Consider the following 18,545-nt stretch of genomic DNA (forward strand, 5'->3'; position numbering starts at 1 on the left):
AAAGAGCCTTTCCCCATGGATACATCAGCAACAGAACAATCACCTAAAGTGACCTTACTCGCCGATTATGAACAACCTGCCTACCTGGTTGATGAGGCGTTACTGCAATTTGATCTGGATAGTGCGAAAACCCGCGTTGTCAGCACATTGACCATGCGTAAAAATCCTCAGGGTCCTGAGGCAGATTGCATCCTCGATGGCGAAGCGTTGACTTTAGTGTCACTCAAACTCGATGGCAAAAAGCTAGAAGGTAATCAATTCCAACGAACGACATCACAGCTATTGATTCCAAACCTGCCCGATAAGTTTGAGCTAGAAATCATTACCGAAATTGAACCCGATCAGAATACGGCATTAGAAGGGCTGTATTATTCCGGCAGTATTTTGTGTACGCAGTGTGAAGCGGAAGGGTTTCGCCGTATCACCTATTACCCGGATCGGCCTGATGTGATGTCGGTGTTTACCGTCACCATCGTGGCAGACCGTGAAAAGTGGCCGGTGATGCTCTCTAACGGCAATATGGAAGACCAAGGCGTATTCGATGATGGACGACATTGGGTACGCTGGCATGATCCCCATCCAAAGCCTAGCTATCTGTTTGCCTTGGTGGCGGGTGACCTTCATGTACAACAAGATAGCTTTACGACACAAAGTGGTCGTGAGGTTGCGTTACGTATTTATGTTGACCCAGAAAACAAGCACAAATGTGACCACGCCTTGACCTCGCTAAAGCAGGCAATGAAGTGGGACGAAGACACCTATGGTCGTGAATACGATTTGGATGTATTCATGATTGTCGCAGTGAATGATTTCAACATGGGCGCAATGGAAAACAAAGGCCTGAATATATTCAATGCGGCCTGTGTGCTTGCAACGCCCGAAACAGCAACCGATGATGATTTTTATACGATACAAAGCATCGTGGCTCACGAGTACTTTCATAACTGGTCAGGTAACCGTGTTACCTGCCGTGACTGGTTCCAACTTAGCCTGAAAGAAGGCTTTACTGTGATGCGTGACCAAAGCTTCAGTGCCGATTTAAACTCGGCTGCAGTGCAACGCATTGATGATGTGAATGGGCTACGTAGCATGCAGTTTGCTGAAGATGCCGGCCCCATGGCGCATCCTGTCAGACCTGACTCATACATTGAAATTAGTAACTTTTACACCGTTACCATTTACGAAAAAGGGGCTGAAGTTGTTCGCATGATCAACACTTTGGTCGGCGACGAGGAGTTTCGAAAGGGGACAGACTTATACTTTGACCGGCACGATGGGCAGGCAGTCACTACGGATGATTTTGTCAAAGCGATTGAAGATGCCAATGCCGTTGATTTAAGCCAATTTAAACGCTGGTATGAGCAGGCAGGCACGCCTGAGCTTACCATTGACACGAATTATGATCCGATAGAACATCGTTTTACGCTAACAGTGACTCAGGCCTGCCCAGCAACGCCAGGACAAGCAACAAAACAACCTTTCCATATTCCATTGGCTGTGGGCTTACTGGATAAATCGGGTACTAGTTTAGATATGCAGCTTGAGGATGAGGCTGAGCCGCATCATGGTGACACCCGAATTTTGTCCGTAACAGAAGCTTCGCAAACGTTTGAATTTATTAATGTGAGTTCAGAGCCATTGGCATCAGTGCTTCGCGGTTTTTCAGCCCCTGTAAAACTGAAGTACGATCTGAGTAATCATCAATTAGCCTTTTTGATGGTAAACGATAAAGACAGTTTCAATCGCTGGGATGCCGGACAAAAGCTGATTATTAATATCTTGCTAGAGTTAGTAGCGGATATTCAGCAAAACAACCCACTGGTGCTGTCTTCGCTGTTAGTAAACCAGTTCGAACGTATTCTGACAGATAAAAAGTTGGATCCGGCACTGATCGCAAAAATGTTGACGTTACCGACGGAAAATTATCTCGCTGCTCAAATGACTACGCCAGATGTTGATGCCATACATCAAGCGCGTGAGTTTCTGAAACGCAATATAGCAGTGTCGCTCAAAGGGCTGTTCAATCAGACCTATGAGAAGCTGAGCGTAAAGAAAGCCTACGACTTCAATGCTGACGATATGGCGATGCGCAGTTTGAAAAATGTGTGTTTGTCTTATTTGGTGGCAAGTGGTGATCCCTTGCAGCTACAGCGATGCCTGCGCCAGATGAAACAGGCTGACAATATGACTGAACTACTGGCAGGCTTGCGCCTGATGGTAGATCAGAGCGGTCTGGAACGTGAAAATGCGCTGAGATCATTCTATGAACAGTGGAAACAAGACCGTCAAGTAGTGGATAAATGGCTGGCGGTGCAAGCAGCATCAACGTTACCGGATACCCTGATTAGGGTTAAAGGTTTGATGAAACATGAAGCCTTCAGTATTAAAAACCCAAACAATGTCCGCGCTTTGATAGGGATGTTTTGTCGTAATAACCCTGTTCATTTTCATGCGAAAGATGGTTCTGGTTACCGTTTTCTCGCCGAGCAGATCTTGGTTCTTGATAAACTCAACCCACAGGTGGCAGCACGTATGTTAGGTGCCTTGAATTCATGGCGACGTTATGACGAGCAACGTCAGCAATTAATGAAACAAGCCTTAGAAAGCATTGCTGAGCAGCAAGATCTTTCAGCGGATGTCTATGAAATCGTCACCAAATATTTAGCGGCAGAATAATGTACGAACTGCATTCGCAACTTGCCAAAGACACTATCCAGATTGGTCAATTTGAACTCTGCGATGTGTTACTGATGAATGATGATCGCTACCCTTGGGTGATTCTTGTCCCCAGAAGAGTCAACGTGCGTGAAATTCACCAATTATCTGAAGCAGAGCAACAGCAGCTGTTGCAAGAGTCGAGCTTTGTATCGCAAGCGATGACGCAACTATTTTCGGCTCATAAGATGAACGTGGCGGCGTTGGGAAATATCGTAGAGCAATTACACTTGCATCATGTTGCTCGCTTTACGTCTGATATTGCATGGCCGAAACCTGTTTGGGGCATCGGTGATGCAATGCCTTATTCAGATGTTGCAGCCAACGCGATGCTATCTCAGCTCAAGCGTGTGTTGGGTGATTATTTGATTTAGCTATGACTGAGTTACGATTTCGTCTTCACTTAAGTCGAAACGAGGCGCTTCGTTACTATCGAGGTGAAGCTACGACCGTTATTGTACGTGCTGAAACAGGGCAGACCGTGAGTTTCCCTGCCCACCATATTCGCCCCTTTGTCGATGCGATTGGGGTAAATGGTTTATTCAAAATCAGTTTTGATAACAACAATAAATTGATTGGGATAAAACGACTTCGGCACTAGTCTAGTTCTGGGGGGCCGGATAGCAATTCAGGTTGTGGCTTACCGATGTAATAACCCTGAGCATAATCAACCCCCAGTGTCTCTAACAACGCCAGGGTTTCAGCGTTTTCAACAAACTCGGCAATTGTCTGTTTACCCATACCTTTGGCAATAGTCACCAGTGCCTGAACAAACAGCCGATCATCTTCGTTCTCAGTGATATGAGTGATAAAACTGCCGTCTATTTTGACTAGACTGACGGGGAGTTCACGCAGATACCGAAATGAGGCAAAACCGGTACCGAAGTCATCAATCGAAAAGCGACAGCCCAATCTGATCAATTCTTGCATCAGTTCCCTAGCTTGTGGAATGTCGGCAACAGCCGCGGTTTCGGTTAGTTCGAATATTAACTTGTCCGCTTGTGCACCGTATTGTGTTATGAGGTGTTCTAATAAAGGTTGGAGTTCGGGATCGACTACCGCATGTCCCGACAGATTAAGCGACAGGCTGATATCTTGGTGTTGTAGATTTTGCTCAGCTATTTTGGCAACACCTTGTTCCAGCACATAATGATCGATCCGGTGTATCAGCCCAGTTTGTTCGGCCACCTGAATAAAAAGGCCAGGCAGATGAAGTTGGTCATTATCATCCCACATACGAAGTAAAGCCTCGTAGTGACTGACTGTACGGCTTTGGATATGCATGATGGGCTGGTAAAACAACTGAAAACGATTATGGTTTAAGGCATCTACTATTTTTTGTTTCCACTTCACACGCGCCTTCAACTCGGTTCGGGCCATGTCGTCAAACGTAAACAGATGCCAGGTGTTTTTGCCTTTGGATTTGGCCTGGTACATAGCCATATCTGCGTTGCTTACCAGCTCATCGACCGTTAGATTATTAAGCGGGAATTTAGTAATGCCGATGCTGCACGAAATCGTATATCGAGCTTGCTCATGTGAGAAGTCGATATTTTTCAAACTGTCGGTGATTTTTTCACATAGCGTAATTGCACCATGCAGATCGGTTTCTGGCAGAATGATGGCAAATTCGTCGCCACCAAGACGGGCAACGATATCTGTTGAGCGGCTAATTGCTAGTAGAGACTGAGCGACGCGTTGTAACAATTGGTCGCCGACGTTATGGCCACAGCTGTCGTTGATATCTTTGAATTGATCTAGATCCAGAAATAACAGCATACCTTCACGTTTATAGCGTTGAGCTTGGTTGAGAAGTTTTTTGAAGTCGCTATTGAATTTTCGGCGATTATAGAGCTCGGTTAAGGCATCGTGATTAGCCATCCATAACATCTGTTCTTCACTGCGTTTTTTATCAGTCACATCCAAGCCAACCGATAAAATAACAGCATCATCGTTAGCGACAGTCAGGCTGGAATGTAGCCAGGAGATAACTCTGACATCACCATTTTTGTGAATAAAATCGGTTTCAAGTTGACTGACAGCCAAATGCGAATGTGTTAACTCGTTTAAAGTGGCGTGAACATTGTCCCATTGCTGTGCGTTAAAAAACGGTTGAATCGCGGTGCCAACCACATCTTGCTCGCTACAACCGGTCATTTGTTCTGAAAATTGATTGAAGCTGATGATCTTGCACTGTTTATCGAGAGTGATGATCATCAACTGTGCTGTATCAATCAGGTTTTTAACGAAGTCGCGTTCATCCCGCAGTTCAACTGTCCTCAGGTTGAGCGAATCAGTCCTTTCTTTAATGGCCTGTTCCATTCCCTCAAGTTGGCTGGATAATGCGTAGGATGAGTCTTCCAAGAGATCCAGTTCATCAAGGCGTCTATGCTTTTGGTCGGGGTTGGGATTGATTAGTTTACGAGCAGAAGCGTATTGCTTTTGACCGAGCAGTGGCAGTGCGCGTGAGACTGATGATAAGCGCCTTAGTGGTGCTGACAGGAAGAAAAAAATACTACCGCCGATCAATATCACGCCGAGTAGGGATATAACGATACTGCGATAAGTAACATCGAGGATGGCTTCTTGCTGATGGTGAATGTCATCAATGATGAGCAGTAATACGTCATCCACATTGTCGATTTTGATAATTTGAAATTCGACTGGTAAACGTTTATCACGCACTAACAAACCATGTTCGTCAATACTGTCAAAATTATAATATTTTGCCAGTTGCTGTAAAAAATCGATGTTGTCACTGAAGGAGGTAAGCGCATTAATGTGCTTGCCCCAGAGCTGAGTATCTTTACGTCGCAATGCATGCTCGTCAGAGTCGTTGGAGATCACAGCCACATCAGCGCCGGTTTGGCTCTGAAAGGCTAGTAAGGTATTGCTTATGTTATAGCCAAGAATTAAAACATGACGTGTTGCAGCTTCTGACAGAATAGGTAGCAGGAGATATTGCTGGCAACCTTGGTAGCAATTGATATAACTATGAGCCTTTTCTGTTTTGATCGTTAAGGGGATAAGCGCTTTGATAGTATTTGGCAACGGCTGTCCCCAGCCACCTGATTTTTGAGTAGGAAAATCAATTATCCAGGCCTGAGTGACGTTCCAGTGAAGTTCAAGTTCACTTCGATGATTGGTTAAAGCCTGCTCTATGTTACTGAGCTTATTAGAATCTATATCGCCAGGTGAGAATGCCAGAATAAATTCAGCCAGGCGTTGCAGTTCTTCACTGCCCGTTTTGAGCTGGCCGAATAGTTGCTGTTGATATTGCTGTTGAATCTCCAGCCGGAACAGTTCGAACCGTTGCTGCATGTTCCAATGCACCATCAATGGGAAACTAGACAGAAAAATAAATACCAAACCACCAAAAAACAGACCTGCTTTCCACTTCAGGCTGAAAACGGGGTTGTTGATAGGTTTGTCCATAAAAACAGGCGCCAGGTTTTTTAAAAACGATAAGAAAGCGATATAGCCAACATGTTCCAGTGTTTCTCGCTTAACGCTATATTATTTTCTCTTGCTGGTAATGAAGAAGTGCCGTCGGTTATGTGATACTCGGCGCGCAGCATCAGGTTCGGTTTGATATCCCATCTGCCTCCGATAACCCAGGCCTTACTATAGTTGGTATGAGCAGGGAAAGGGGGTTGATCAATACCAAAAGACGACAAAAGCTGGCTGCTTTCCAGGCTCCGTTGGGCGGCTTCGTCAGCATCCCAGTCATCACGATCACGCTGCCACTCCTCGTAGCGGATAAAACCTTGCCAACGTGGTGTGAAGAGGTAATTTGCTTGGATGAAATAGCCAAATGGCCGACCGCTTTGTTCGCTAAAGTTATCGCTGATTTCTACAAACTCGACTTTTTCCAGTGCGGCTTCCGCGGTGAGTTGCCACTTTTTCCCATTGTATTGAATGGATAGAACGGTGTAATCGACCTCAATCTCACCCGAGTTGAGACCGGGCCCAGCTGGGAAGGGAATAGTATCTTGAGGACCAGCCTTAAAGTCGATAGTGACGTTGGCATGTGAGAGGGAATAAATCCAGCGACCACCATTGTATTCGTAACGTAGTTGACCGAAAAAACCTAGACGGTCATTCCCGACTTTGCCGTTCCAATCCTGTCCCATAAAGGCGTATTCGACATTTTTATTCGTTATCGGGTATCCCAGTCCTGCCTGCATCAACAGTGTGCCGCTATCCAGATACATATGGTGATAGGCGTGCAATCCATCTGATGAGATGAGTAATTCGCGAATTGTGTCGAAGTAGATTACCTGGGGCAGGAGAATACCTTCACGGGTGTGGGCGACATCACGCGTTTGGTTATATAGTCCGATAGGATTCTTGACGCGTCCAAGGTAGAGGCCGGTAGTGGAACGTGCCGTAGAAAGCAGGTCGATATCCACCAATGCATAATCGATATAAGGTGAGCCATTATCAAGCTCACCTGCACGTCTGGATAAAACCTGGCTTGCGAGCCGTATTTTGGGGGATAGTTGAAAACTGCCATTTAGACCCAGTTCGGTGAATTCGAAGCTGCCGTCTTCGCTGTCACCAAAGAAATTGTTATGCGAAGTATTGATATAAGCCTGGGAGGCAAAACCATGAATCTGTAGACGCTCTGACCAAGTGCTCTCATCAGCCTGTAGATGATTGCTACAGCAGAGAATAAAGATAAATAGAGCGTATCTCATAGTGTCGTCCTGAGTTGTTTGACAGAGTCGTCTATCGAATTATTTTCAAGATAGCCTATTGCTCCCTTGGTCTTAGCGACGCGGGATAGCATTTCTTGCTCTGAATCTAATACAGTCGGTTCGATTCCCGTACCTGAAAACACTTGTCTGTCCCAGATCTTTCGCAATTGATATGGGAACATGCCTAGTACGGATTTACAGAACTGAATATGTATAGGATCGTTATCTTTAAGAACAAAGACGCGTACAGGGGTACCATCGGGCCATTGAGTTAAGCGCATAGCAAACATAGCGCGAAGACTGGTGCGGGACAGTTGGCTTTGCTCTTGCTCTGGATGAGCAATGAGAGTTTGTGCTTGAACCGGAGAAGACACCAGCAGCAACAGAGTGATAACAACTCTGATGTATTTCCATGGCATTGGTTTGACGTCCTTTCATCACAACCCAGGTCGATTTTACGCAGAAAGCTGAAAAAAGAACAAGTTCTTGCAATCTGCTCCCGATCAATTACCGGTTTGGTTCGCGACAATTAATTTTGTATCAGACAGGATGTCATGCCAGCTTTGTTTTTCTTTTCCGAGCCATTGCCACAAAAAACCCAACCCCAAAAACAGCCATGAAAAAATAGCTACGGTGAAGCGCAAACCGGCTTGTTTCCATGTCACGCTCATGTTGTCTTGCCCCACCAGATAAATCTTCCATGCACGCATACCTAAAGTCTGACCGCCATGAGTCCAGAACCAGCCATAAAAAAACAGACTGACCAGGAGTAGATAAAAGAAAAATATGGGGTTACCGGAATGAATCGCTTCACCACCATTGAGTACAACAGGAATGACTGCCGCTATAAATAGCGTCGAGATCAGCAACAGTAAATCATAAAGCATCGCCATTAATTGTCGGAATGGGCCGGGGCGTGAATTCGTTTGTGTCATATTAAACCTGATATTGATGCATTTTATTTGGGCGTTAAACGCCACATAAAGTATCATTATCGCTTTAATTTATGTTGAATTGGGATCCGCATGCTGCAATTGACAGGCCGTCCGGCTTTTTCTGCTTTCCGTCTGGAGAAATTACTCAGCGCTATTCAGACTGAAGTTGCTTCTGTCTCTGCGATTAGAACTGAATATCGGTATTTTGTTGAAATCGAAGGCGAGTGCACTCTGCCAGCCGCCGAACACAACGTCATCACCACCTTACTGGAAGCGCAAGACCAAATCAGCGAAGCGGATTCGGATGAAGCATTTTTCTTGGTGACGCCTCGTCCGGGAACCATCTCTCCCTGGTCAAGTAAGGCAACGGATATTGCCATCAATAGTGGTGTGAAAGACGTTGAGCGTATTGAGCGTGGTGTGGCGTTTTTTGTGAAAAGCAGTGAAGCGCTTAACAACACACAGCGTCAAGCGGTGGCGAAATACTTACACGATCGTATGATCGAATCTGTGTTTGAAACGGTAGATGATGCAGACCGTCTTTTTATGCACGGAAAATCGCGTCCATTAGTCAGTGTTGATATTTTGAATGGTGGCCGAGACGCACTGGTCGCCGCAAACCAATCGATGGGGCTGGCATTAGCTGAGGATGAAATCGATTATCTGTACGACAATTTCATTACCTTAGATCGTAATCCTAACGATATTGAATTAATGATGTTTGCCCAAGCAAACTCAGAGCATTGCCGTCATAAAATTTTCCGTGCTGACTGGATTGTGGATGGTGAAAACCAACCGCACACCTTGTTCAACATGATCCGCAACACGCACGAAAAAAATCCTGATGGCGTTGTCACGGCATACAGTGATAATTCATCAGTCATTGAAGGTGCGGATCGAAGCCACCGTTTCCAAGTAGATATGGCGACAGGCCTGTATCACTACGAAGGTGAAGTGCAGCATATCTTGATGAAGGTGGAAACCCATAACCACCCAACGGCGATTTCCCCATTCCCCGGTGCCGCAACGGGCTCGGGGGGTGAGATTCGTGATGAAGGGGCGACAGGTCGTGGTTCTAAACCCAAAGCTGGCCTGACCGGTTTTTCTGTCTCCAACCTTGAAATTCCGGGCTTTGAGCAACCGTGGGAAACGCCCTACGGTAAACCTGCCCGTATGGCCTCTGCACGCGATATTATGACTGATGGCCCATTGGGCGGCGCGGCCTTCAATAACGAGTTTGGGCGACCGAATCTATGTGGGTATTTCCGTACCTATGAAGTGCAAATCCCCAGCGAAGATGGTTTTGAAGTGCGTGGTTATCATAAGCCGATTATGGTGGCTGGTGGTATGGGGTCGATTCGTCCACAGCATGTCAAAAAAGGCATTATGGATCCGGGCATTCAACTGATTGTCCTAGGTGGCCCGGCCATGTTGATTGGTCTGGGCGGTAGTGCTGCGTCATCGGTGGCCTCGGGTACCAGTGACGAAGGACTCGACTTCGCCTCTGTGCAACGTGGTAATCCAGAAATGGAGCGACGTTGTCAGGAAGTGATTGATCGCTGTGTCGCGCTTGATGATAACAACCCGATTATTGCCATTCATGATGTTGGTGCCGGTGGTTTATCTAATGCCTTCCCTGAACTGGTCGATGACAGCGGTCGTGGCGGACGTTTTGAACTGCGTCTTGTGCCGAATGATGAATCTAGCATGTCACCGATGGAAATCTGGTGTAACGAGTCTCAAGAACGTTATGTCCTGGGTATTCATCCGGATCGTGTCGATGAGTTTCAAGCCATTTGTGAACGTGAACGTTGTCCGTGGGCAATTGTCGGTGAAACTACCGAAGAAGAGCATTTATTACTCGGTGATGCTGATAACGAAACTTTGCCGATTGATATGCCATTGTCATTATTGCTCGGTAAACCGCCTAAGATGTTGCGTGATGTCGAGCATGTCAGTAAGCACTATCCAGAACTTGATTTTAGCGGTATCAATGCCGAGCATGCATTGGAGCGCGTACTGAAGCTGCCTACGGTTGCTAGTAAAAACTTCTTGATCACGATTGGTGATCGTTCTGTCACCGGTTTAGTCGCTCGCGATCAAATGGTTGGTCCTTGGCAAGTGCCAGTCGCTGATTGTGCTGTGACCTTGGCGGACCATCATGATCTGCTGGGTGAGGCAATGGCGATGGGGGAACGGACACCACTGGCCGTTATCAATGCACCTGCTTCAGGCCGTATTGCTGTGGGTGAAGCGATTACCAATATTGCTGCCGCGAAAATCGACAAGTTAAGCGATATTAAACTCTCTGCAAACTGGATGGCTGCTTGTGGGCACCCCGGTGAAGATGCCTTGTTATATGACACGGTAAAAGCCGTTGGTATGGAATTGTGTCCGGAATTAGGTATCGCCATTCCGGTTGGTAAAGACTCCTTGTCAATGAAAACGGTTTGGGATGAAGCGGGTGATACCAAAACCGTCACATCCCCTGTCTCACTGCTGGTCAGTGCTTTTGCGCCTGTCTCTGACACCATGAAGACCAGCACGCCACAATTGCGTACTGATTTAGGTGAAACAGCACTGATTTATATCGACTTGGGTCATGGTGAAAATCGACTTGGTGCGTCTGCTTTGGCACAAGTGTTTAACCAAGTCGGCAAAACCGGTGCTGATCTGGATAATGCGGCGAGCTTGAAAGGGTTCTTTGGCGCAATTCAGCAATTAAAACAAGATGATCTGATTCTGGCTTACCATGACCGTGGTGATGGTGGTCTGGTGGTGACCTTAGCTGAGATGGCATTTGCAGGACACTGTGGTGTTGATGTGTCACTTGATAGGCTGGGTGAAACATTACCCGTATTGTTCAGCGAAGAGCTGGGTGCTGTCATTCAAGTTCGCCAAGCCGCTTTAGAAACCGTTGAATCGGTATTGAAACAACATGGTATTAATAAGATAAGCCATGTGATTGGCAGCGTTAATGACGAACAACGAATTCGCATTAGCGTTAATGGCGACAAAGTTATTGACCAGTCGCGCATTACCTTGCAACGCTTCTGGGCTGAAACCAGTTACCAGATGCAGACTTTACGTGATAACCCAGACTGTGCAAAACAAGAGTTTGATACCTTGCTGGATGAAAACGATCCGGGCTTATTTGCTAAATTAACCTTTGATGCCGCTGAGAATGTAGCCGCGCCGTTTATCGTGTCAGGCAATCGTCCGAAAGTCGCTATTTTGCGTGAGCAAGGTGTAAATGGTCAGATGGAAATGGCTGCTTCCTTTGACCATGCAGGCTTCGCTGCTATTGATGTACATATGAGCGATATTCTCGAAGGTCGAGTTAACTTGAAAGACTTTGTCGGTTTGGTTGCTTGTGGTGGTTTCTCTTATGGTGACGTGCTGGGTGCAGGCCGTGGTTGGGCGAGCACTATCTTGCATAATGATCGAGCTCGTCAGCAGTTTGTCGATTTCTTCCAGCGTACCGATACCTTCTCCTTAGGTGTGTGTAATGGTTGTCAGATGTTGTCACAGCTTAAAGAACTGATTCCGGGAAGTGATCACTGGCCACGTTTCTCACGAAATATGTCAGAGCAGTTTGAAGCCCGTTTTTCTCTGGTTGAAATCGTTGATTCACCATCAGTGTTATTACAGGGAATGGCTGGTTCAACGATGCCAATTGCGGTTGCTCATGGTGAAGGGCGTGTTGACTTTAGCGAGACCGGTTCTGCAGCTGAAGCGATTGTTGCTATGCGTTATGTGGATCATTATGGCAAGCCAACAGAAAGCTACCCGGCCAATCCGAATGGTTCGGAGCAGGGGGTTACCTCGCTCACCACAGAAGACGGTCGTGTCACGATTATGATGCCGCATCCGGAACGTGTTACGCGTACCGTGCAACACTCATGGCATCCTGATAATTGGGGCAAAGATGGACCTTGGGTTCGTCTGTTCCAGAACGCCAGACGCTGGGTCGGTTAATTCAGTGACAGTGCTTCGCAGCCAAGCTCTGCGGAGCCGTATTAGCGGCTTATTGGTCGCTGTACTGCTAGGGCTCATCTGTTTTAGTCAGATAGCCCTGGCTGCACCCAAAAGCATAGATTTGGCTGAACTCGACTGGCAATACCGCTGGGACGACGGTCAGAACATGGATATTCCATCCGATACACTCAAGGATGAGGGCTGGCAGTCCATTGAATTTCCAGCCAATCCGCCTGAACGTAATGGACGAACTCAAGTGTGGTTCCGCACTGTCCTGCCAGCAGTCACCATGTCAGAGCCGGTTATTTATGTCACCAGCATTGATATAAATGTTGAAGCTTTTGTTGGTGAAAAGCAGATCTACCTTTTTGGCGAGTTTGATGATGAGGGCAATGGCTCGTTTATGGGCTGGCCATGGCATGTCATGCCATTACCCGATGATTTTGCCGGCAAACCGCTTTACCTGAAGGTTTATTCTGATTACACCCAAATCGGTCTTTGGGGTGAAACTAAAATCCAAGACCGAGCAGATATGTTGCTGGATGTGGTAACCAGCGGATTGCATGAGCTGGTTGTCGCAGCGTTTTCCTTACTTATTGCGTTTATTGCCTTTGTCTTTGCGGTTTTCCGTGGCACCCGAAGAGAGTTTTTCTATCTTGGTCTGTTTTCATTGGCAACAGCAGGAACGCTGATAGGTGAAAATCTGGCGATGCAGCTTTTGATCAGCTGGCCTTTGTTGAAAACCTACCTTGCAGCAATAAGTTACTTCGCGATGCCAGTTTTTATTGCGATGTTGCTGTATTACTGGGTTGATGATGCCAAGGGTGGTCGCTTACTGAAAGCGATTGCAATATTGCATCAGGTGTATCTGATTGCTGTGGTGCTGCTATCGGTCACCGGCGTGATCAATCTGGCTACTGCCTACCCGCTGTTTGATTTCCTGTTCGTCATATCTTTACTACTGATGCTGACAGTGACTTTACGCGTATCAAGGCAGATGAACATTGTCAGGCAACTGGTAGTAGGGGCTTTTGGATTGTATGCAATCATACTGCTAGCTGACATGCTGATCGCGCATGGTTTGATACCTTGGGTAAACTTCCCGCTGGCCTATGGTGGTCTGATATTTTCACTCGTGCTTGTGGTAGTGTCAATTCGTAATTATATTCAGACGTATACTGAGTTAGAGGCACTCAATCAAACGTTAGAACAACGGGTTGTTCAGCGTACCACGCAATTGAATGATTACGTCAAAGCCGAAAAAGACAGACGAATCAGTCTGGAACGCCAAAATCTCTTTGCGTCAAAGCTAGAACGGTTTAATACTAAACTTCAGTCTTGTAATTGTTTGGCTGAAGCCAGTGATTTGTTTCGCGATAAACTTGCTCATGTTTTCTCTCCGGCCATGGTCGAAGTGAGTATGGATGGGCAGGAGATGGATGACCTACCGGACGGCCAACTGCGGTTGCAAGGGCTCAAAGGTAGTAGTCACGTATTTGCCTCATTACGTCTAGAAAGAGCCGCCCCCATGCTGCCCAAACAGGATGCTGAAGAAATGATCCGGCGAGCGTCTCAACGGCTAGCCGTGACACTGGGTAATATCAAATTACGCGAAGATCTTCAGCGCTATTCATTTGAAGACTCCTTAACCGGTCTGCGTAACCGGCGGTTTTTTGATGATGCACTTAGCCGTGATATCCAGCTTGCAGAACGTGAGCAAACAGCTTTATCGTTATTAATTTGCGATATTGATCACTTTAAGCGGTTTAACGATGAGTATGGTCATGAAGCCGGTGATGTCGCATTACAATCGGTGGCGGCTAAACTCAAACAACAATTTCGACAAAGTGATATTCCCTGTCGTTTGGGCGGTGAAGAATTTGTGGTATTGATGCGGGAAGCCAGCCTGGATGATGCCCGCGTCAAAGCTGAGAAATTACTTGAGGCTATCGCAGAGAACCATATTGATTACGATAATGAAAAGTTAGGGCCACTGACTGTGTCAGCCGGTGTTGCTTCATGGCGTGGTGATGAGCCTGATGCTGAAGCCTTACTACGCAAAGCCGATAAAGCGCTTTACAAAGCAAAACAGACAGGGCGTAATTGTGTTGTGGTATTTGAAGCAGATAAACCGTTTGATGCAGCTTTATGACAATAGATAAAGAAGATTTTGATGCGCTGAGTTACTACATAGACATGCTTCTTGACGCAATTTGTGTCGTTGATAAACATGGCTACTTTCTTCATGTCAGTGCAGGTAGCGAGAGAATATTCGGCTACATGCCTGAAGAAATGATCGGTCTTCAGATGCTAGAGATGGTGCATCCAGATGACCGGTCGAAAACCCTCAGCGTTGTCGATGAAATCATGTCTGGTGTTGCTAAGGTTGATTTTGAAAATCGCTACCTTCGTAAAGACGGCTCAGTTGTTCATTTACTATGGTCAGCCCGATGGTCTGAAAACGATAAAATTCGGGTGGCTGTGGCGAGAGATATCACTGTTCAAAAGCAAGTTGAAGCTCAGCAAAAGGCCTTATTCAACATTTCTGAGGCAGCCCATACCGAAGAAAGCTTAACGTCCCTTTATCAGCGTATTCATCAGATAGTTGCTGAGTTTATACCTGCTAAGCAGTTTGCTATTTCACTTTACGATGAGGCTACCGGATTACTGAGTTTTCCTTATAAACAATTAACGTCGAAAGGGCTTCAACAACCGCTCGATATCAACGCATTCTGTTGTGATGTCAGTAAACAAGGACTGACACAAAAGCAATTAACTCAAAATGCTGAGGGTGACAGCTGTGAATGGCTGGGTGTGCCGCTAAAATCTCAAAAAGGGGTGATAGGTACACTGGTGGTCAAAACTGACTTGCCAGATCAAAACTATACGCATAATGATCAGGAAGTCTTAGAGTTTGTTTCAACCCAAATTGCTGCCGCCATAGAGCGTAAACAGATGATTGAACATCTGCGGCAACTCGCTATGTATGACAAACTCACAGGCCTGCCAAACCGACAATTATTCAGTGACAGAATACAACAGGCGATAGCCATGGCTCGTCGTGGTGGCCATCTTGCCTTACTTTACCTGGATCTGGATACCTTCAAAGAAGCAAATGACAATCTGGGGCATGAAGCTGGCGATCAACTCTTAAAACAAGTGGCCGAGCGACTTAGAGGGTGCTTACGTGAGTCTGATACCGTGGCTCGCCTGGGTGGCGATGAGTTTGTGATCTTGCTGGATAATCTAGACAGGCTCAATATTATTGTGCAGGAGGTCGCTGATAAAGTGTTGCTGACGCTGGCTGAGCCTTACCAAGTAGATACTATGAAAGCAGAAATGTCAGCGAGCATTGGTATCTCATTTTATCCTGACAATGGCGAAACAGAGCGTGATCTTTTAAAACGGGCCGACGATGCCATGTATGAAGCGAAGCGACAGGGCGGTAACTGTTATAGTCTCGCGAAAGTGACGCAAAATGAGGCCGCGAACACTTTATGATTAGTGATTGATTATTCCTAAAGTCTCGATTGAAAGGTTCAATCGCACTTTAGTTTATCTTTGTTGTCCATAGCACTGAAACCAACAGGAGGTAATATGCAACATATCAAATCATTGTTTATAACCACTATTATGACTTGTCTTCTTGCCGTTGGTAGCGCCCAAGCGGCTGAGCATACGGTAACCGCCAGAGGCCTGGCATTTGCACCATTGGTCATTAAAATAGCGCCCGGTGATACGGTCTATTGGGAAAACATGTCAACGCACAACGTAAATATGATGGAAGGTCTGATTCCCGAAGGTACTGAGGCCTTTGTTACGCCAATGAGTGAGTCAGTCACCAAGACATTTGATACGGAAGGTATATACATTTACCAATGTGACCCGCATATCGGTGCCGGCATGGGCGGTGCGTTAATTGTTGGTAACCCGACAAATCTAGACGCGATTAAATCACAAGATGTATCAGGTGGTTTGGGTCGTGTTGTTGATAAAGCAATAAAAGAAGCCGAAGCAATGTAATCTTAATTTTACCGAAGCTAATAAAAAACCGGCTGTTTTTACAGCCGGTTTTTTTATGCTTGGTCGATATGCATTATTCAATCACACCACACGCTAAGCGAGCCCCACCACCGCCAAGCGGAGCAGGTTCATCGGAATAGTTATCACCATTGGCATGAATCATCAGTGCACGCCCTTTGAGATCTGCAAAAGTCAGCCGTGGTGCTAGCACCGGTTGGCTCGCATTGCCTTTTTCGTCAACATAGAGCGGTGGTAAATCACCTTTATGGTTGTCATTACCCCAAGGCGTACCATGTTGGGCAGTTTCTTCGGGATCAAAATGACTGCCAGCAGCCCCACCAAGCACTGTTTCACCATTTTTTTGACTGGACTCACACGATGGCTTTTCATGCACATGAAAGCCATGCATACCAGCAGGCAAGTTGTTTAATTCAGGTGTGAAAACCACCCCATGTTGATTACTGGAGATGGTGACAATACCGGCAGAAACACCGGAATGCAGATTGGTCATGCTGACTTTGATATCATCACTGGCGGCAAGAGTTGATGACAAGAAAATAGCGGTGCATAAAGCGAATTGAATTTTCATATACCCTCCACGAAATTCACACAAACCTAAATAAAATGACTGCTGTCATCAGACGAGGTTCCTGCTTATTAAATTAAGTTGGAAGGCGAACAAAATACTCAAAAAGAGAACCGATGCTTGTAATACAAATAGTGATAAAACAATGGGATAAAGCGCAAACAAGCGAAGAAGATATTCAGGCAAGGCAGCAGATTCCTAACCATTATCAACTCACCCCCTCAGCGATCGATGTTATTTTCGATAAAAAGGTTGCCCTTGAGCAGATAGGGGATGATGTTATGGGCGATCGCATACGCTATGACCTACTCGATGACGATAAATTTATCATTGATCGGTTCGGTTTTGATTTAACGAATAAAGCGGTGGTGTATTTCCCTAAAGCTGACTCGATGCAGTCACCTAGCCATATCACGACCTTAGATTCTGGCTGGGCGCAATGTGAGTATGAATGGCGTTACAAGGTGTTTCAGGGCGGTTATTATTACTGGCTTTACGAACACGTGACGTTGAATGCTTGCTTTGTTGAGACATTGTCTGAAGATGTGTTTACGAGTTCAGCGCCTGCGTTTAAATTCAAAACATAGCTGGGTTTAAAACGTAAAAAACGAACGCCTGCATATTAAGACAGCTGCCTGTGGTGTCTCGTAAAGGCATATCTGGTTATGTAGTGCGCGGCGCAAACATGATAATTGCCATACCCACCAGGGCAATGGCTGAACCAAGCAAGTCCCAAGCGCTTGGACGGATGCCGTCAACCGCCCACAGCCACAGTATTGCCACAAAAATATAAACGCCGCCATACGCTGCATAGACTCTGCCAGCGGCTGTCGGATGTAATGACAGCAGCCAAGCAAATGCTGCAAGACTCAGCGCGCCCGGCACTAAAAGCCAGATAGTTTTGCCCTCGCGAAGCCAGAGATAAGGCAAGTAACAGCCGATAATTTCTGCTAATGCGGTAATGAGGAACAGACCAACAGTTTTTAACTCAGGCAATAGAATCTACTCCATGACGGGACACATAACGCCGCAAGCAAAAGCGAGCGTAGCGAAGTCCAGCCCTCAAGGCGACTTTGCCTTGCCTGCTATGCACTTCACAAACCTTCTGGAAAAGCACTAAAACAGGGGATCCCTTCATAGGGTTTACACCAATTCGCTTTTGATTCGATATTAATGTGAGCGACAGGCTTTAAATCTAGAGGTGTATCTACAGTTGACAATGAAATACAGAAGAAACTTACTCTATCCGGAGAGTAGTTCATTAACCTAGTACCACATTCAGAACAAAATGCTCGATAACCACCTGCGCCACTTTGATGCTCTTTTAGGTACCCGTTCTTATCATCGAGCTTTAACGTTGAAGCATCAGCTATGGCCATGGTCGCGTAATCCGAACCGTGAGCCTTGCGACAGAACTTACAGTGACAGTTCAGCACTTTGTCTCGATAGATTTCGATTTGATACTTAACCTTTCCACAGAGGCAACTTCCCTCAACCATGATGTTTTCCTATATTAGATTTCTAAAATAGAAATAACCTGCTATCCCGAATGTGTATAACAGCCAATTTATGCCTTTCAGCTAAGCGCTCGCAACTAATTTGGCATAA

General features: G+C 46.1%; 15 protein-coding genes. 8 read left to right on the top strand and 7 right to left on the bottom strand.

What is annotated here, in order from left to right; all coding sequences use genetic code 11:
• Nucleotides 1-15 precede the first annotated feature (15 nt).
• From pepN to MDMS009_RS14010, 3 genes are read left to right on the top strand one after another with little or no spacing between them, the layout of a single operon-like run.
• Nucleotides 16-2,676, top strand: coding sequence for an aminopeptidase N (gene pepN, locus MDMS009_RS14000; protein ID WP_008292046.1), 2,661 nt, complete (start codon nucleotides 16-18; stop codon nucleotides 2,674-2,676).
• On the top strand, nucleotides 2,676-3,089 hold the full coding sequence (locus MDMS009_RS14005; RefSeq protein WP_008292040.1) for an HIT domain-containing protein: 414 nt from the start codon (nucleotides 2,676-2,678) through the stop codon (nucleotides 3,087-3,089). Before pepN ends, MDMS009_RS14005 begins: the two co-directional genes overlap by 1 nt.
• Nucleotides 3,090-3,091: 2 nt before the next feature.
• Nucleotides 3,092-3,316, top strand: a complete 225-nt coding sequence (locus MDMS009_RS14010) for a DUF2835 domain-containing protein (protein WP_036314712.1) — start codon at nucleotides 3,092-3,094, stop codon at nucleotides 3,314-3,316.
• Here the strand turns inward: MDMS009_RS14010 and MDMS009_RS14015 are convergent.
• The 4 genes from MDMS009_RS14015 to MDMS009_RS14030 all read right to left on the bottom strand — a co-directional run bounded on the left by MDMS009_RS14015 (nucleotide 3,313) and on the right by MDMS009_RS14030 (nucleotide 8,350).
• The gene (locus MDMS009_RS14015) at nucleotides 3,313-6,150 is read right to left on the bottom strand and encodes a bifunctional diguanylate cyclase/phosphodiesterase (protein WP_008292151.1); all 2,838 of its coding nucleotides are present in this window, start codon (nucleotides 6,148-6,150) and stop codon (nucleotides 3,313-3,315) included. The two genes, MDMS009_RS14010 and MDMS009_RS14015, sit on opposite strands and share 4 nt — an antisense overlap.
• A 20-nt stretch (nucleotides 6,151-6,170) precedes the next feature.
• Nucleotides 6,171-7,415, bottom strand: a complete 1,245-nt coding sequence (locus MDMS009_RS14020; protein WP_008292129.1) for a hypothetical protein — start codon at nucleotides 7,413-7,415, stop codon at nucleotides 6,171-6,173.
• On the bottom strand, nucleotides 7,412-7,834 hold the full coding sequence (locus tag MDMS009_RS14025) for a type 2 periplasmic-binding domain-containing protein (RefSeq protein WP_008292279.1): 423 nt from the start codon (nucleotides 7,832-7,834) through the stop codon (nucleotides 7,412-7,414). Before MDMS009_RS14025 ends, MDMS009_RS14020 begins: the two co-directional genes overlap by 4 nt.
• Nucleotides 7,835-7,918: 84 nt before the next feature.
• The gene (locus MDMS009_RS14030) at nucleotides 7,919-8,350 is read right to left on the bottom strand and encodes an RDD family protein (RefSeq protein ID WP_008292205.1); all 432 of its coding nucleotides are present in this window, start codon (nucleotides 8,348-8,350) and stop codon (nucleotides 7,919-7,921) included.
• Between the two features lie 90 nt (nucleotides 8,351-8,440).
• Between MDMS009_RS14030 and purL the strand changes: the two genes are divergently transcribed.
• From purL to MDMS009_RS14050, 4 genes are all read left to right on the top strand, one after another.
• Nucleotides 8,441-12,328 carry a phosphoribosylformylglycinamidine synthase gene (gene purL, locus MDMS009_RS14035; RefSeq protein WP_008292089.1) on the top strand — a complete coding sequence of 1,296 codons (3,888 nt, stop codon included), beginning with the start codon at nucleotides 8,441-8,443 and terminating at the stop codon, nucleotides 12,326-12,328.
• Nucleotides 12,279-14,480 (top strand): diguanylate cyclase, encoded by a 2,202-nt coding sequence (locus tag MDMS009_RS15935; protein ID WP_081443638.1) that lies wholly within the window; start codon nucleotides 12,279-12,281, stop codon nucleotides 14,478-14,480. The genes purL and MDMS009_RS15935 overlap by 50 nt, the downstream gene beginning before the upstream one ends.
• On the top strand, nucleotides 14,477-15,829 hold the full coding sequence (locus MDMS009_RS14045; protein WP_008292193.1) for a GGDEF domain-containing protein: 1,353 nt from the start codon (nucleotides 14,477-14,479) through the stop codon (nucleotides 15,827-15,829). Before MDMS009_RS15935 ends, MDMS009_RS14045 begins: the two co-directional genes overlap by 4 nt.
• A 96-nt stretch (nucleotides 15,830-15,925) precedes the next feature.
• Nucleotides 15,926-16,351 (top strand): plastocyanin/azurin family copper-binding protein, encoded by a 426-nt coding sequence (locus MDMS009_RS14050; RefSeq protein ID WP_008292052.1) that lies wholly within the window; start codon nucleotides 15,926-15,928, stop codon nucleotides 16,349-16,351.
• Between the two features lie 73 nt (nucleotides 16,352-16,424).
• Here the strand turns inward: MDMS009_RS14050 and sodC are convergent, their stop codons facing one another.
• Nucleotides 16,425-16,940: a superoxide dismutase family protein gene (sodC, locus tag MDMS009_RS14055; protein ID WP_008292071.1), complete on the bottom strand. Its 516-nt coding sequence runs from the start codon at nucleotides 16,938-16,940 to the stop codon at nucleotides 16,425-16,427.
• A gap of 113 nt (nucleotides 16,941-17,053) precedes the next feature.
• Here sodC and MDMS009_RS14060 point away from each other — a divergent pair, with 113 nt between their 5' ends.
• Nucleotides 17,054-17,524 (top strand): hypothetical protein, encoded by a 471-nt coding sequence (locus MDMS009_RS14060; RefSeq protein ID WP_008292248.1) that lies wholly within the window; start codon nucleotides 17,054-17,056, stop codon nucleotides 17,522-17,524.
• A gap of 76 nt (nucleotides 17,525-17,600) precedes the next feature.
• Here the strand turns inward: MDMS009_RS14060 and MDMS009_RS14065 are convergent, their stop codons facing one another.
• Nucleotides 17,601-17,933: a YnfA family protein gene (locus tag MDMS009_RS14065; protein WP_008292285.1), complete on the bottom strand. Its 333-nt coding sequence runs from the start codon at nucleotides 17,931-17,933 to the stop codon at nucleotides 17,601-17,603.
• A 98-nt stretch (nucleotides 17,934-18,031) separates the two neighbouring features.
• Nucleotides 18,032-18,436 carry a GFA family protein gene (locus MDMS009_RS14070; RefSeq protein WP_081443639.1) on the bottom strand — a complete coding sequence of 135 codons (405 nt, stop codon included), beginning with the start codon at nucleotides 18,434-18,436 and terminating at the stop codon, nucleotides 18,032-18,034.
• Nucleotides 18,437-18,545: the final 109 nt, after the last annotated feature.

This window comes from Methylophaga thiooxydans DMS010 (genome assembly GCF_000156355.1).
GTDB classification, from domain to species: domain Bacteria; phylum Pseudomonadota; class Gammaproteobacteria; order Nitrosococcales; family Methylophagaceae; genus Methylophaga; species Methylophaga thiooxydans.

Excerpts from the sequence above, each read along its gene's own strand:
- pepN (WP_008292046.1), top strand. The coding sequence starts at position 16 with ATGGATACATCAGCAACAGAACAATCACCTAAAGTGACCTTACTCGCC.
- MDMS009_RS14005 (WP_008292040.1), top strand. The coding sequence starts at position 2,676 with ATGTACGAACTGCATTCGCAACTTGCCAAAGACACTATCCAGATTGGT.
- MDMS009_RS14010 (WP_036314712.1), top strand. The coding sequence starts at position 3,092 with ATGACTGAGTTACGATTTCGTCTTCACTTAAGTCGAAACGAGGCGCTT.
- MDMS009_RS14015 (WP_008292151.1), bottom strand. The coding sequence starts at position 6,150 with ATGGACAAACCTATCAACAACCCCGTTTTCAGCCTGAAGTGGAAAGCA.
- MDMS009_RS14020 (WP_008292129.1), bottom strand. The coding sequence starts at position 7,415 with ATGAGATACGCTCTATTTATCTTTATTCTCTGCTGTAGCAATCATCTA.
- MDMS009_RS14025 (WP_008292279.1), bottom strand. The coding sequence starts at position 7,834 with ATGCCATGGAAATACATCAGAGTTGTTATCACTCTGTTGCTGCTGGTG.
- MDMS009_RS14030 (WP_008292205.1), bottom strand. The coding sequence starts at position 8,350 with ATGACACAAACGAATTCACGCCCCGGCCCATTCCGACAATTAATGGCG.
- purL (WP_008292089.1), top strand. The coding sequence starts at position 8,441 with ATGCTGCAATTGACAGGCCGTCCGGCTTTTTCTGCTTTCCGTCTGGAG.
- MDMS009_RS15935 (WP_081443638.1), top strand. The coding sequence starts at position 12,279 with ATGGACCTTGGGTTCGTCTGTTCCAGAACGCCAGACGCTGGGTCGGTT.
- MDMS009_RS14045 (WP_008292193.1), top strand. The coding sequence starts at position 14,477 with ATGACAATAGATAAAGAAGATTTTGATGCGCTGAGTTACTACATAGAC.
- MDMS009_RS14050 (WP_008292052.1), top strand. The coding sequence starts at position 15,926 with ATGCAACATATCAAATCATTGTTTATAACCACTATTATGACTTGTCTT.
- sodC (WP_008292071.1), bottom strand. The coding sequence starts at position 16,940 with ATGAAAATTCAATTCGCTTTATGCACCGCTATTTTCTTGTCATCAACT.
- MDMS009_RS14060 (WP_008292248.1), top strand. The coding sequence starts at position 17,054 with ATGCTTGTAATACAAATAGTGATAAAACAATGGGATAAAGCGCAAACA.
- MDMS009_RS14070 (WP_081443639.1), bottom strand. The coding sequence starts at position 18,436 with ATGGTTGAGGGAAGTTGCCTCTGTGGAAAGGTTAAGTATCAAATCGAA.